This is a genomic window from Pandoraea sp. LA3 (genome assembly GCF_022696215.1).
GTDB classification, from domain to species: Bacteria; Pseudomonadota; Gammaproteobacteria; order Burkholderiales; family Burkholderiaceae; genus Pandoraea; species Pandoraea capi.
The window spans coordinates 118403-132917 of sequence record NZ_PTPY01000034.1 but is presented as its reverse complement, the minus strand read 5'-3'; the positions used below and the strand labels follow the sequence as shown (position 1 = coordinate 132917).

At 64.8% G+C, this 14515-nt stretch carries 13 protein-coding genes; 6 read left to right on the top strand and 7 right to left on the bottom strand.

Annotated features, from left to right (window positions below):
* Nucleotides 1–1179 (top strand): M20 aminoacylase family protein, encoded by a 1179-nt coding sequence (locus C5N93_RS14810; protein WP_242559860.1) that lies wholly within the window; start codon nt 1–3, stop codon nt 1177–1179.
* A 26-nt stretch (nt 1180–1205) separates the two neighbouring features.
* Here the strand turns inward: C5N93_RS14810 and C5N93_RS14805 are convergent, their stop codons facing one another.
* Entirely contained in the window at nt 1206–1943 is a 738-nt protein-coding gene (locus C5N93_RS14805) for an FCD domain-containing protein (protein WP_242559859.1), read from the bottom strand.
* 265 nt (nt 1944–2208) lie between these two features.
* On the opposite strand from C5N93_RS14805, the gene C5N93_RS14800 reads away from it, so the two are divergent.
* Nucleotides 2209–3663, top strand: coding sequence for a 2-hydroxymuconic semialdehyde dehydrogenase (locus C5N93_RS14800; protein WP_242559858.1), 1455 nt, complete (start codon nt 2209–2211; stop codon nt 3661–3663).
* 123 nt (nt 3664–3786) lie between these two features.
* On the opposite strand, the gene C5N93_RS14795 is transcribed toward C5N93_RS14800, so the two are convergent.
* The 3 genes from C5N93_RS14795 to C5N93_RS14785 all read right to left on the bottom strand — a co-directional run bounded on the left by C5N93_RS14795 (nt 3787) and on the right by C5N93_RS14785 (nt 7717).
* On the bottom strand, nt 3787–4983 hold the full coding sequence (locus tag C5N93_RS14795) for a PLP-dependent aminotransferase family protein (protein WP_242559857.1): 1197 nt from the start codon (nt 4981–4983) through the stop codon (nt 3787–3789).
* A gap of 179 nt (nt 4984–5162) precedes the next feature.
* Complete coding sequence (locus C5N93_RS14790) at nt 5163–6662, bottom strand: aldehyde dehydrogenase family protein (RefSeq protein WP_242559856.1); 1500 nt, start codon at nt 6660–6662, stop codon at nt 5163–5165.
* Between the two features lie 29 nt (nt 6663–6691).
* Nucleotides 6692–7717, bottom strand: coding sequence for a DUF1338 domain-containing protein (locus C5N93_RS14785; protein WP_242559930.1), 1026 nt, complete (start codon nt 7715–7717; stop codon nt 6692–6694).
* A gap of 168 nt (nt 7718–7885) precedes the next feature.
* Between C5N93_RS14785 and C5N93_RS14780 the strand changes: the two genes are divergently transcribed.
* Complete coding sequence (locus C5N93_RS14780) at nt 7886–8809, top strand: LysR family transcriptional regulator (RefSeq protein WP_069340246.1); 924 nt, start codon at nt 7886–7888, stop codon at nt 8807–8809.
* Here the strand turns inward: C5N93_RS14780 and C5N93_RS14775 are convergent.
* Together C5N93_RS14775 and C5N93_RS14770 are read right to left on the bottom strand one after the other, a co-directional pair.
* Complete coding sequence (locus tag C5N93_RS14775; RefSeq protein ID WP_150723469.1) at nt 8794–9441, bottom strand: YitT family protein; 648 nt, start codon at nt 9439–9441, stop codon at nt 8794–8796. The two genes, C5N93_RS14780 and C5N93_RS14775, sit on opposite strands and share 16 nt — an antisense overlap.
* A gap of 148 nt (nt 9442–9589) precedes the next feature.
* The gene (locus C5N93_RS14770) at nt 9590–10687 is read right to left on the bottom strand and encodes a branched-chain amino acid aminotransferase (protein WP_150723468.1); all 1098 of its coding nucleotides are present in this window, start codon (nt 10685–10687) and stop codon (nt 9590–9592) included.
* Between the two features lie 449 nt (nt 10688–11136).
* On the opposite strand from C5N93_RS14770, the gene C5N93_RS14765 reads away from it, so the two are divergent.
* The gene (locus C5N93_RS14765) at nt 11137–11508 is read left to right on the top strand and encodes a hypothetical protein (protein ID WP_242559855.1); all 372 of its coding nucleotides are present in this window, start codon (nt 11137–11139) and stop codon (nt 11506–11508) included.
* Nucleotides 11509–11531: 23 nt separating this feature from the next.
* Here the strand turns inward: C5N93_RS14765 and yfcF are convergent, their stop codons facing one another.
* Nucleotides 11532–12200, bottom strand: coding sequence for a glutathione transferase (gene yfcF, locus C5N93_RS14760; RefSeq protein WP_242559854.1), 669 nt, complete (start codon nt 12198–12200; stop codon nt 11532–11534).
* A 169-nt stretch (nt 12201–12369) separates the two neighbouring features.
* Between yfcF and C5N93_RS14755 the strand changes: the two genes are divergently transcribed.
* Both C5N93_RS14755 and C5N93_RS14750 read left to right on the top strand, forming a co-directional pair.
* Nucleotides 12370–13257, top strand: coding sequence for a LysR substrate-binding domain-containing protein (locus C5N93_RS14755; RefSeq protein WP_242559853.1), 888 nt, complete (start codon nt 12370–12372; stop codon nt 13255–13257).
* 106 nt (nt 13258–13363) lie between these two features.
* Nucleotides 13364–14284 carry a LysR family transcriptional regulator gene (locus C5N93_RS14750; protein ID WP_242559852.1) on the top strand — a complete coding sequence of 307 codons (921 nt, stop codon included), beginning with the start codon at nt 13364–13366 and terminating at the stop codon, nt 14282–14284.
* Nucleotides 14285–14515 lie beyond the last annotated feature (231 nt).

Genomic DNA, 14515 nt, shown 5'->3' with positions numbered 1-14515 from the left:
ATGAGTCAGGACATCGCGCAGGACACCTATTTCGCCAAGGCGCTCACCGGCTGGCGGCATGCCTTCCATCGGTTGCCGGAGACGGGATTCGAAGAGGTTGCCACGTCGCAGACGGTCGCGACGATTCTCGAGAGCCTCGGACTGGAGGTTCACCGCAACATCGGCGGCACGGGCATCGTGGCGAACCTCCGCGTGGGGACGGGTGGCGGCGCCATTGGCATTCGCGCCGACATGGACGCGTTGTCGATTGCCGAGCAGGCGCCGGGGCGCGATTACGCGTCGCAGGTGCCCGGCAAGATGCATGCGTGCGGGCATGACGGTCACATGTCGATGGTGCTTGGCGCGGCGAAGTTGCTCGCCGAGTCGCGTGACTTCAACGGCACGGTGCGCTTCATCTTCCAGCCCGCGGAGGAGCATGGCCGCGGCGCGAAGGCGATGATCGCCGACGGGCTGCTCACGCGCTTCCCCATCGATGCGATCTACGGCGTGCACAACATGCCGGGGATTCCGGCCGGACGGATCGCCACGCGCACCGGCGGCATCATGGCGAGCGAGGACAACTTCGTCATCCGGATTCGCGGCAAGGGCACGCATGCGGCGCGTCCGCACATGGGCATCGACCCGCTGGTGATCGGCGCGCAGATCGTGGTGGCACTTCAGACCGTGGTATCGCGCAGCGTCGATCCGGGGCTGTCGGCGGTGGTGTCATGCACCGAGTTCATCACGGACGGCATTCGCAACGCGATTCCGACGAACGTCGTGATCAAGGGGGACACGCGAAGCTATACCCCCGACGTTCAGCAGTTGCTCGAAGCGCGCATGCGCGAGATTTGCATGGGCGCGTGTGCGATGCACGGTGCGCATTGCGAGTTCGAGTACACGCATGAATTTGCACCGACGGTGAACTGGGCCGATAACACGGCGCTCGCCGTGCGTGCCGCGAAGGCGGTGGCGGGGGAGGCGGGCGTCGATGACGACGTCGCGCCGATGATGGCGTCGGAAGACTTCGGCGTCTTCTTGCAGCACGTGCCGGGCAACTTCGCATTCATCGGTAACGGCAGCGGCGATGTGCCGGGCGCGATCCCGCTGCACAACGCCGGCTATGACTTCAACGACGCGATTCTGCCGCTCGGCGCGCGTTACTTCGCGCAGATCGTGCGCGACAGCCTGCCGCGCTGAACGGGTGTTACGGGGCTGTGTCGTGCTCAGCGCACCGGCGTGAGCGGCACCGTCCCGGCGTTGATGACGGCGTCGGGCAGCTCGCGCACGGCTTCGAGCGTCTTGCGGATGTGCGCGGCGAGCAGCGCGGCGGCTTTATCGGCGTTGCGCGCGAGGCAGGCGTCGAAGATCGCCCGATGCTCCTCATGCACGTCGCGCGGCACCGGACGATGCGTGATCGACAGCCGTCGATACCGCTCCGACTGGCGATACAGAATCGCCAGAAAGTGATGCAGCCAGCGCGACGGACACGCACGGATCAGCACTTCATGAAACGCCCGGTTGCGCACTTCCCACTGGGCGAACTGGCCGCCGTCGCCGGTCTTGCCATCCCCCAACCGCTCTTCGGCGAGCGTGAGCAGGTGAAACGCGCTCGTCAGATCGGCTTCCCACGTGTCGTCCCCCAGCGCGACGGACTGGCGTAGCGCTTCCGTCTCCAGTTGCACCCGCGTCTCGGTGATGTCGATGAAGTCGGCCAGCGAGATCGGCGTCACCCGAAAGCCGCGATGGCCGTGCTGGACGACGAGCGCATCGGCGACCAGCAACGCGAGCGCCTCGCGCAACGTACCCGCCCCAACTTCGTAACGATCCTTCAGATGCTCGACGCGCAGCTTTTCGCCCGGCGCGAGGTGCCCCTCGACGATGTCGCTGCGCAGACGCATGTAAGCGCTCTGGGCCAGCGTGGCGTCGGCGGTCGGGGCGGCGGATGGGGTCGGGCTATGCATGCGGCGGACGGTGAGGTGGCGGGGACGATCGGGTTTCGGGATCGAGTCTTGGATCGGGTTTCGCGATCGAGTTTGGGATTATAGGCAGCTTCCGTCGAATTTTCGCAAAATCGACAAACAATCGAGATAAATAAAAATTCTCGAGAAAATGTTGACGGCCATCGGTCGCCGGATTTATCGTGTGCTCCATGCCGACGTCGCCCCTCTGTTGCGGGGGGGCGTGCGATGTCGTCCCGCAGCCATCCAGACAGAACGAGAGTGAGACATGAAGGATTTCCAGAACTTCATCAACGGTGAGTGGGTTTCCAGCGCCCGCACCTTCGAGAACCGCAATCCGGTCGACAACAGCCTGATCGGTCACGTGCACGAAGCCGGCCGTGCCGAAGTCGACGCCGCCGTGCGTGCTGCCCGCGCCGCACTGCACGGCCCGTGGGGCAAGATGACGGTCGCCCAGCGAGTCGAGCTGCTGCATGCCGTGGCCGACGGCATCAACCGTCGCTTCGACGACTTCCTCGCTGCCGAAATCGCAGATACGGGCAAGCCGCACAGCCTGGCGAGTCATCTGGACATCCCGCGCGGCGCCGCGAACTTCAAGGTGTTCGCGGACATGATCAAGAACGTGCCGACGGAGTCGTTCGCGATGACGACGCCCGATGGCGGCAACGCGCTGAACTACGGCGTGCGCACGCCGCGTGGCGTGATCGCCGTCGTCTGTCCGTGGAATCTGCCGCTGTTGCTCATGACGTGGAAGGTCGGTCCGGCGCTGGCGTTCGGCAACACGGTTGTCGTGAAGCCGTCGGAAGAGACCCCGGCCACGGCGACGCTGCTGGGCGAAGTCATGAACGAAGTCGGTGTGCCGGCAGGGGTGTACAACGTGGTGCACGGCTTCGGTCCTGAGTCGGCGGGCGCGTTCCTCACCGAGCATCCGGGCGTGAACGGCATTACCTTCACCGGCGAGACGCGCACCGGCGAAGCCATCATGAAGGCGGCGGCCAACGGCGTTCGTCCGGTGTCGTTCGAGCTGGGCGGCAAGAACCCGGGGATCGTGTTCGCCGACGCCGATTTCGACAAGGCCGTGGCGGGCATCACGCGCTCGGCGTTCGACAACAGCGGTCAGGTCTGCCTCGGGACGGAGCGCGTGTACGTGCAGCGTCCGATCTTCGATCGCTTCGTCGAGGCGCTCAAGACACGCGCCGAAGCGCTGAAGCTGGGCGATCCGTACGCCGAAGGTACGAACTTCGGGCCGCTCGTCTCGCAAGTGCATCGCGAGAAGGTGCTGTCGTATTACGAAAAGGCACGTGCCGAAGGCGCGACGGTCGTGACCGGTGGCGGTGTGCCCGACATGCCCGCCTCGATGAAGGACGGCGCCTGGGTCCAGCCCACGATCTGGACGGGACTGCCGGAGACAGCGTCTGTCATTCAGGAGGAAATCTTCGGGCCGTGCTGCCACATCGCGCCGTTCGATACGGAGGACGAGGTGATCGCGATGGCGAACGCTACGCCGTACGGTCTGGCGGCCACCGTGTGGACGTCGGACGTCAGTCGCGCGCATCGCATGGGGGCGGCGCTCGACGTGGGCGTGTGCTGGATCAATGCGTGGTTCCTGCGTGATCTGCGCACCGCGTTCGGCGGTGCAAAGCAGTCGGGCATCGGCCGCGAAGGCGGCGTGCATTCGCTGGAGTTCTACACTGAGCTGCGCAACGTCTGCGTGAAGCTGTAAGCGCTGTCGGCGTCGCCGGACGCCGGTGAGCGCCAGTGCGCGCCGTCAGCACAAACCATAGGGGCCTCGCCATTCGTCGCGCAAAGCGACGGTGGCCGAGGCCCTGTTGTCATGGCGGCAGTCTTATTTTCCCGTGGCTTCCATCGCCCGCGCCAGACGCGCCACGCCTTCTTCGATCGCGGTCACGGCAGGCGCCGCGAACGACAGGCGCAGCGACGCTTCGTCCGCATGCTCGGCGAAGAACGCCGTGCCCGGCACGAACAGCACCTTCTCGGCAATCGCATTCGGCAGCAGTTCGCTGGTCTTCACGGCGGCCAGACGCGCCCACACGAACATGCCGCCCTGCGGCGCGTGGAACTGAATCGCATCGCCCAGCTTGTCGCTGAGCGCACCACACATCGCTTCGCACTTGAGACGGTAAGCCTCGGTGATCTTCGGCAAATGGCGCGTGAGCGACCCCTCGGCGAGATACTCGGCGGCAACGGCCTGCGTCCACGGCACGCTGCACAGATCGACCGTCTGCTTGGCGACGACACAGCGACGCGCAATCTCCGGCGGCGCGACCGTCCAGCCCACGCGCAGCCCCGGCGCCACGATCTTCGACAGGCTGGAGAAGTGCACCACCCAGTCGCGCGAGCCCGGCACTTCGGCCGTCAGGCCGAGCATCGTCGGCACCGCCTCGCCTGCGAAACGCAGATCGCCGTACGGATCGTCTTCGACGATCACGAAGTGATATTCGACGGCGAGTTTGAGCAGCGCAATGCGGCGCTCGCGCGAGAGCGTTGCGCCCGTCGGATTGGCGAACGTCGGCACGGTGTACAGCAGCTTGGGCACGGCGATCTTGCCATCGCGCAGCAGCGCGCTCAGATGATCGACGTCCAGGCCGTGCGCATCGACGGGCACCGTCACGATCTTCGCCTGTTGCAGACGCAAGGCCTGCAACGTCGCGGGATAGGCGGGTTGCTCGGTCACCACGACATCGCCCGGCGCCACCATCACGCGCAGCAACAGGTCGAGTCCTTGCTGCGAGCCTGTCGTCACCAGCAGTTCTTCCGAGGCGCATGGCGAGCCGCGTTGCGCCATCAGGGCGATGAGCTGCGCCTTGAGCTCGGCGAGGCCATCGGTCGGGCCGTATTGCAGGCAGCGCGTCGGCAATGCGAAGGCGCGCGCCTGAGCGGCCGCGAGACCGTCGACATCGAACAGATCGCTCGCCGGGTAGCCGCCTGCGAACGAAATCATGCCGGGTTCGGCCAGATACTTGAACAGTTCGCGAATCGGCGAGCCGGCCGGATTGGCGAATGGAGAGGTGAATGCGTACATGAGAGCCTCGCTATTCAAAGCGTGACGTGAGAGTGCGGTCGGGGAAGCGGTGGTGCCGGACGCTTGAACACGTCCGGCACGGGCAGAATCGGTGGCAGATGCCGGGCGTCGGGCTGGGCCGGTTGCCGCGAGGATCGCAGGGACCGCCATGTCCGACGCCGGAGCGCTGCCAGCGCGACTTACTCGATCGAGAAGTCGATGCCTTGCGCGAGCGGCAGGGCGGAAGAGTAGTTCACGGTGTTGGTCGCGCGGCGCATGTAGCCCTTCCACGCGTCGGAGCCCGACTCGCGGCCGCCGCCGGTTTCCTTCTCGCCGCCGAACGCGCCGCCGATTTCCGCGCCGCTCGGGCCGATGTTGACGTTGGCGATACCGCAGTCGCTACCGGCCGACGAGGTGAAGCGCTCGGCTTCGCGCAGGTCGTTCGTGAACACGCACGACGACAGACCGTGCGACGACGCATTGTTGGCGTCGATCGCCTGAGCGAAATCGCTGTACTTGAGCACGTAGAGAATCGGCGCGAACGTTTCCGTCAGCACGACTTCCGTCTGCGACGGCATTTCGACGATCGCGGGCGTCACGTAGAAGCCGCCTTCGTTGCCCGTCACGGTGTGGCGCTCGCCGCCCGTGACCTTGCCGCCTTGCGCACGCGCTTGCTCAAGCGCACTTTGCATGCGCTTGAAGGCGCCTTCGTCGATCAGCGGACCCATGAGCGTGCCGCGTTCCAGCGGGTTGCCGATGGCGACCTTGCCGTACAGCGTCTTCAGACGCTCGACGGTCTTGTCGTACACGCTCTCGTGCACGAACAGGCGGCGCAGCGTGGTGCAGCGCTGACCGGCGGTGCCCACGGCCGAGAACAGAATGCCGCGCAGGGCGAGTTCCGGGTTGGCGCTTTCGGTCACGATGCCGGCGTTATTGCCACCGAGTTCGAGGATCGAGCGACCGAAGCGGCGCGCGACTTCCACGCCGACCTTGCGGCCCATTTCCGTGCTGCCCGTGGCGCTCACGATGGCAGAGCGCGGGTCAGCGACGAGCGCCTCACCCACGTCGCGACCGCCGATGACCAGCGCCGTCAGGCCTTCCGGGGCATCGCCGAATTCGGCGATGACTTCTTCCATCAGCTTGTTCACGGCGAGTGCGGTCAGCGGCGTCTTTTCCGACGGCTTCCACACCACGGCGTTGCCGCACACGAGTGCCAGCGCAGCGTTCCACGACCACACGGCGACCGGGAAGTTGAAGGCGGAGATGACGGTGCAAACGCCCATCGGGTGCCACGTCTCGGCCATGCGGTGGCCCGGACGCTCCGAGGCGATCGTCAGACCGTACAACTGACGCGACAGGCCGACGGCGAAGTCGCAGATGTCGATCATTTCCTGCACTTCACCCAGACCCTCTTGCAGGATCTTGCCGGCTTCGAGCGTGACCAGTGCGCCGAGTGCCTGCTTGCGCTCGCGCAGCTTTTCGCCGAGCAGGCGAACCAGCTCTCCGCGACGCGGGGCCGGCACGTTGCGCCATGCGGTGAAGGCGGTCTGCGCGCGGGCGAGTGCGGCCTGCGCGTCGGCCACCGATGCGCTGGCCACACGGCCGATGAGTTCGCCGTTGATCGGCGAATGCACGGCGATGTCGCCGGTCTCGGCCAGTTTGGCAATGCCCAGTTCGTTGAGGATGGAAGTCGCGTTCACGTGGATACCCTTATGGAATTCGGTGTTGGTTACTTGGCGTTGGCCGTCATCTTGAAAATGCCCTGCGCGTTGCCTGCGTCGAAACGCAGATCGAGCTTCCAGCAGCGCCTGGTATTGTCGTACTCGCGATGACGCGTGATGAATTCGTAGAACGAACCCGGGACTTCGCGCGTGACGAGCTCACCGTTCGCGGCGCGGAATTCGCGACGCACGGTGTCGGCACGATAGGCCGTCTGAAACACGCGACCCGAGCGCGAACGCTCGACTTCGGGCTTCATCGGGCGGCCCTTGGCCTTCTCGGCGTCCGAGAGGGCGAAGACGTCTTCCACGCGATCGGTCGCATGGTTGAAGGCGTTGCCTTCGGTGGAAATCCAGGCCATTTCGGCAGATTCCGCCAGCAGCAGTTCGTAATCGGCCTCGCTCGGTACCTCGTGCTGACGCGCGAACGCGCCCACGATCACCGGCAGCAAGGCCTGTGCGGTCTCCAGCGGCAGCGTACCGTCGCGCTCCAGTTCCCACAGTTGGCCGACGGCGGCGGGCGTGAGCGGATCCTTCGACGTGCCGACCACGCGCGATACCGCTTGCTGGAACGTCTCCGAGAAGCGCTCCGGATGCAGTTCGCTCACGAAGAATTGCGAGATTTCGTCCGGGCAGTCTTCGTGGGCGTAGGCGCGGCCCGTCATGCCCAAGCGATCGAGCGGATAGCGGCCGTTGAGCTTGAAGCCCAGCGGACGCAGGATGCGCGTGAACGCGGATTCACCCGGGGGCAGGGCGCCGTTCTGATCCCAACGCACGGTGCGCAGCGCGCCATGATCGAAGTACACGCCACCGCCGGCAGCAATGGTTTCTTCGGTGTAGGTCCGGCCGTTCGCCGAGCGCTCCAGCAGCCCTTCGAACAGGGCCATGTTCATCGCCTGCGCCAGTTCGGCGCGGGTGACGCTGCCGAACTCGAAGTCGGCCAGGATCGACGGGGAATTGAGCGTGGCGAACAGCGCGTCGGTGCGGGCCTTCCCGATCAGGGAAACCAGCAACGACTCCACATTGGCATTGCGCATCGGTGTGTCTCGCAGGGTGGACGCCATGGGGAGCGGCGTCTCAGGGTGTCAGGGCATGGCACGGAGCGCCATTGCTCCCCGCCATCTTGCAGTGACTGCATTATTGGAACGGATGCGTCGCGCGTAAAGCGAGATAAAATTGCCACTTGATGCGTTTTTGGAATCAACATGCGCAAGTTCAAGACCCCCGGCACGGCGGCGCTGCTCGCCTTCGAAGCCGCCGCCCGGCACGAAAGCTTCACCCACGCGGCCCGCGAGCTGTTCCTCACGGAAAGCGCGGTGTCGCGCCAGATCGCCACGTTGGAGACGCAACTGGGCGTGCGTCTGTTCGTACGCGCCAAGCAGCGTGTGGTGCTCACGCGCGCGGGGCGTCTGTATGGCACGCAGGTGCGTCGTACGCTGGAGCAACTGGATCGCGACACGCTCGCCATCATGGCACACGGCAGCGGGGGCGGTTATCTGGAGCTGGCGGTGCTGCCGACGTTCGCGTCGGAGTGGTTGATTCCCCGAATGAAGGACTTCGACGACCGGCATCCGGACGTGCGCGTGAATATGGGCGTTCATACCGATCTCTTCACGTTCGACGAGACACACTTCGAGGCGGCGATCCACTTCGGCCAGCCCACGTGGCCGGGCACGTCGTCGGACTATCTGTTCGGGGAGGAAGTGGTGCCGGTGTGCCGTCCGTCGATATTGAAGGGACCGGTGCGCACGGCGGCCGATTTGCTGACGTATCCGTTGCTGCACTCGACGACGCGGCCGAGCGCCTGGACGCAATGGTTTGCCGAGCAGCGCATCGAGGACCACCGGGCGTTGCAGGGCGTGCGCTATGAGCTGCATACCATGCTGATCGCCGGTGCGGCGGCGGGGCTGGGCATTGCGCTGGTGCCGAAGTTTTTCGTCGAAGGCCAACTGGCCACGCTCGGGCTCACGATCCCGTTCGATGTGAAAAGCGTGGCGGAATCGGCCTATTACCTCGTCTACCCGACGGAGCTGACCCACGGGCAGCCACTCAGTGTGTTCCGCGAGTGGCTGCTCGATCAGGCGAAGGCCTATCGACCGACGTACCGGCCGGATTATCGACCCGTGTAACGTCCCGGCTTGTGCCACGCCACGACCATCGCGCTCATGGCGACGGCCGACACGGCGGACCAGCCGACACGTCCCGCCGGAATCGTGGTGAGCGACACGAGCAGAATCGTCGTGTCGATGCACACCTGCGTGATGCCGGCATTGATGCCCCGCTGGCGTTGCAGCCACAGCGTGACGATGCCGGTGCCGCCCACGCCTGCGCCATGACGTGCCAGCGCCAGAATGCCCATGCCGCATAGCGTGCCGCCCACGAACGCCGCGAACAGCGGGTTGATGAAGGCGATGTCGACCGTCTGCGGCATGGCCGCGAGTGCGAAGGTGATGCCGAAGCTCGCGATCGCCGATTTCAGCGCGAAGCGCGCGCCCATCGTGAAATACGCGAACAGGAAGAACGGTATGTTCACCAGCGTGAAGATGGTGCCTACCGGTAGCGGAAAGACGTAAGAGGCGAGCAGCGCGATGCCTGCCACACCACCGGTCACCAACCCGGCAGCCTTGAGCAGCACCAGACCGACCACCACGAATGCCATGCCGATGACCATCGCATAGATGTCTTCGAGCACGGAGTGCGGCACACCGATTGTGTCGGCTGTCGCGATGGCACCGGATACGGTGCCCGAGTCGTGTTTCATGATCTGTAAGTCAGGAACAACAAGACGGCGCGAACGACTCTCCTGGTGTCGTCACGCGCCGCCGGCGATTTCCCGCGTCGCTGTCTCGGGCGACGCGCAGCTTCACAGCTTGTAATGATTGTCCGTACTGAAACCTATCACGCCAGAATTAGGCGACGTGGTGGACCCACTGGAACGGATCGGCAACCTTGCCACGCTGAATGCCCGTGAGCTGATCGCGGATACGCTTGGTGACCGGGCCTTCGCCGCCGTCGGCGATGTTGAATTCGCCGTTGGCATGACGCACCTGACCGATAGCCGTAACGACTGCGGCGGTGCCGCACGCGAACGTTTCCTTCACGCGGCCGCTGGCCGCATCGGCTTGCCACTGCGAGAACTCATACGGCGTTTCGTTGACCGTGAGGCCTTCGCGGCGAGCCAGTTCGATGATCGAGGCGCGCGTGATGCCCGGCAGGATGGTGCCCGAGAGCGGCGGCGTCTGGAGCGAGCCGTCGTCCATCACGAAGAAGACGTTCATGCCGCCGAGTTCTTCGATCCAGCGGTGCTGGGCCGCGTCGAGGAACACGACCTGATCGCAGCCCTTGGCGCTCGCTTCGGTCTGCGCGATCAGGCTGGCGGCGTAGTTGCCACCGCACTTGGCCGCGCCCGTGCCGCCGGGCGCGGCACGCGTGTACTGGTCCGAGACCCACACCGTGACGGCCGACTTGCCGGGCTTGAAGTACGGGCCGACCGGGCAGGCGATCACGCAGAAGATGTACTCATGCGCGGCGCGCACGCCGAGGAAGCTTTCCGAGGCGAACATGAACGGGCGGATGTAGAGGCTGCTGCCTTCCGAGCCCGGAATCCATGCACGGTCGATGTCGACCAGCTTTTCCACGGCTTCGAGGAACACGGCTTCCGGCAGATCGGCCATCGACATACGTTGCGCCGATTCGCGGAAACGCCTGGCGTTCGCCTGCGGACGGAACAGCGAAATCTTGCCGTCTTCGCCGCGATAGGCCTTCATGCCTTCGAAGATTTCCTGCGCGTAGTGCAGCACGGCGCAAGCCGGATCGATCTGGAACGGACGACGGGCTTCGACCTTCGCGTCATGCCAGCCTTTGCCTTCGGTCCAGCGGATCGTGACCATGTGATCCGTGAATACACGGCCGAATACCGGATTCGCCAGCGCGGCGGTGATCTGGTCGGCAGGGGTCGGGTTGGCGTGCGGCTCCACGACAAAACGCAATTGGTTGTCAGCGCTCATGTTTCTTCAGTGTCTCGGCAGAGGTGGCTTCAGTCGTAAGTGCCGTTAACGTAAACGGCAAGATCGCGATATTTTCCTCCTTTCGGGGCCTGCCTGTCGACTGAATTCACCGCTTCCCCCGTCACGAGGGCATTTTGGCGGTAATTGCGCTGAAAATTGTCGGAATTTGGCTGATTTTCGCAATAAATATGCGTCATTCGACGGGGTTTGCGGTGTCTTTCGTCGGCCCGAATCCCCGCCCGCCCTGGAAATTATCGAGGCGTAAGAGAGTGTAAAAAAACATTTCAGGTCACAGAGCCGTGGCACTCGACATTTACCATCGAAAGCGGATGATGACGGGAACACGGCAAGCAGCGCTGAGATGGCCCCGGACGATGGTCTTGATGACCGGGATGGCGCCACGACCCGCAGATGTTCCCGCCCGATGACAGCAAAGGGAGAGGAGACGGATGAAGTCGACAACGATTCGGATGTTGCGCGCCTATCTGCTTGTGGCCTCGCTGGGTGCGGTATGCATCGACGCCTGCGTCGTGATCGCCATGCTCGTGTTCGATGTGCCGCAGCGCATCTTTACGTCCGGTGACTTCCGGATCGCGATGGCCGGTTCACTGCTGCTGTTGATGCTGGCGGCGCGCTCGGTGGCGTCGGCGGCCTATGAGGCCGCGCTTGCCAGTCGTCATGCCGAAGTCGAGAAGGCGAACCGGCGGGGCAAGGCCGCCAGGGGTGCAACGGTCGTGGTGCGCGACGATTGCCCCCACCGGTTGCTCGTACTGCTTCACGTGCGCATCCACCGCCAGCAACTGGCGATGGTCGCGGCTTAAGAAACGATAACGCAGGTTGTCGCTCAGGCGGCCTGACCGTCCACCAGATCGCACTCGCGCGGCGGACGCGTCATCGCCGCCCATTCCTTCACCGCCGGGTGCAGGAACTGACGGCGGGCATATTCGGCGAGCGCTGGCGGCACGACATCGTCGTTGTACACGAGACGGTTGAGCATGACGGCCAGATCGATGTCGGCGATGCACCACTTGTCGAACAGCGACATGCGGCCGTCCGGCAACAGACTCTGGGCGATGGCGATCAGCTTGCTCGCCGCGGCATAACCGGCATCGCTCAACGGCTGATCGCTCGGGCCATAGAAGATCACCTGCGTCGAACGTTCTTCACGCAAGACGCCCAGATCGCTTCGCACCCAGGCCTGCACCTGACGCGCACGCGCACGCTCGCGCACGTCCGTGGGGTACACCGGCACGTTCGGCGCAATCGTTTCCAGGTATTCGTCGATGGCCGACGATTCGGACAGCATGAAGTCGCCGTGCACGAGCGTAGGCACGCGGCGCGTGATCGACATCCCGGCAAAGCCGCTCTCGTGATGCGCGCCCTGATCGAGATCGACGGTGCGCAGATCGAACGGAATCCCTTTCTCGCGCAGCGTGACGAAAACCGACAGTGCGTAAGGGCTGGTGAACTGTGCGTCGACGTAGAGCGTGAACGGTGCGGGGGCGGCTGACACGGTGAACTCCTGTAAGGAAAATGCGGGTGCGAAATCACCCGCAGATGCCTATGTTGCCGTACGCGCGTGGTGCTAAGCTACTGCACAAATCGATGGCGAGCTGTGATCTGTGTTCACACCTCGCGCAGGTCCGGCGTCCCGTCATCCGCCCCTATTTTTTCCGTCCTCCATGACTTCCGAACACCGCTCCCGCCCACCGCTGGCAAATCTCGAGACCGTGTGTCTCGTAGCGCACCATGGCTCGTTCACGGCGGCTGCCGAGGCCAGCGGACTGACGCACGGCGCGATCAGCCGACGCGTCGGCGCGGTCGAGAACTGGCTCGGCTGTGCGCTTTTCGACCGACACGGGCGAGGTGTCAGTCTCACATGCGATGGCCAGCGTTTTCTCGGGCGCATCGAGTATGCCTTCGACGTGATCGACGCGGCCGCCGATCAGTGGCATCAGGCACGCAAGGCGCCTGCGGTGCGACTGAGCGTGGTGCCGTCGTTCGCCAAACTCTGGCTGCTCGAACGCCTGCAATCGCTCCAGGCGGGACAGCCGTTCATCGACATTCAGGTCACCACCGAGCATCGCAACGCCGATGTCAGCGCCGGTGAGGTCGACATCGCCCTGCGATACGGCCGGGGCGGCTGGGCGAGCGTCGATTCGGAGCCGTTGCTGGGCGAGACGCTGTACCCGGTGGCGTCGCCGGAGGTCGCGCAACGGCTCAAGGGCGCGAGCGCGTCGGAGATGCTGGCGATGCCGCTGCTGCACGACTCCGACCTGACGGGCTGGCGCGCGTGGTGCGGTGCGCAGGGTGTGTCGCTGCGCCCGCGTGCGCGAGACCGGCGCTTCGAGGATTACACGGTCGTGCTCGCTGCCGCCGAGGCGGGGCTGGGCATTGCGCTGGCTCGGGCGCCGCTCGCGCATGACTGGATTGCACGTAGTCGTCTCGTGCGACTGTCGGACTTCGAAGTCGCGTGCCCGTTGCAGTACCACGTCGTGACGGCCAAGCGCGAGAAGCGGCCGGAGGTGCTGGAAGTGATCGCGCGTCTGCACGCGGCCGCGCGCACGTAAATACCATGAACGCGTCGCAGCGCATGGGCGGGGTTTCCCGCACTGCGCGCGCCGCAGGTCGTTGCCTAAAATGCGGGACGCTTTTGGCAGAACTGCACGGCTGGGGATGAACTTACGCTCGCTCGATCTGAATCTGTTGCTCGTGTTCGAGTCGCTGCTGCGCACGCGCAGCACGACGGTCACGGCCGAGGAACTGAACCTCACGCAGTCGGCGGTGAGCAATGCGCTCAAGCGTCTGCGTCTGGCCTTCGGCGATCCGCTGTTCGTCAAGACACCGCAGGGCATGCTGCCCACGGACTTCGCCGCTTCGCTGGCCCCGCCGGTCACCGAGGGGCTGGGGCTGATTCGCGGCGCTGTCGAGGCGCCGCAGGACTTCGTCCCTGCCAAAGCGCAGCGCACATTCCGTCTCTACCTCAGCGACATCGGCCAGTTGATCTTCATTCCGAAGCTCATGGCGACGCTCGCCGTCGAAGCGCCCGGCGTGCGCATCGTCACGGTCGACACTACTCCGCGTGAAGCCCAGAACGCCATGGCGATGGGCGATATCGACCTCACACTCGGGTTGTTCACGCGCTTCTCGTCGGGCTTTCATCAGCAACGGCTCTTTCGCGAGCATTACGTCGCACTCGTGCGCGGCGCACATCCTACGATCCGCGGCGAACTGACGGTCGAGAACTTCCTGAACGCGGCGCATGCGGTGTATCGGCCGACGGCCGGGCATCACGATGTTTTCGAGACGGCCGTGGAGCAGTGGTTTGCGCGCTCGGGGCATCAGCGTCACGTGGCGCTGCGCATGGCGCATTCGATGGGGCTCTCCGCGCTCATCGCGGCCAGCGATCTGGTCGTGTGCGTGCCGACGCGGCTGGGGCGCGCGCTCAAAGGCGCCGCCGATCTGCAAACCTACGCGCTGCCGTTCGACAGTCCCGAGTTCGACATCTCGCAACTCTGGCACGAACGCTTTCATACCGACGCCGGCCATCGCTGGCTGCGCAGCACGATCTTCCGCCTGTTCCACGGCGAAGACTGACGCGCGCATCCGCTTCATCGCGTAGCGCCTCGCTCGCTGCGCACTTACCCGAACGCCATGACTGCCTCGCTTCTGCGGCTGCGGCCTCGCACGTCCCGATGCTGCACCCTCAATTCACGACGTAAATACCGCGCATTTACGCAATTTGTTGGCGTCATGAGACGCCGGTCCTTATCGTATCTCTCACGACATTGAAGTCATCGGACGCCTGTCCGTGACACGAACAATATC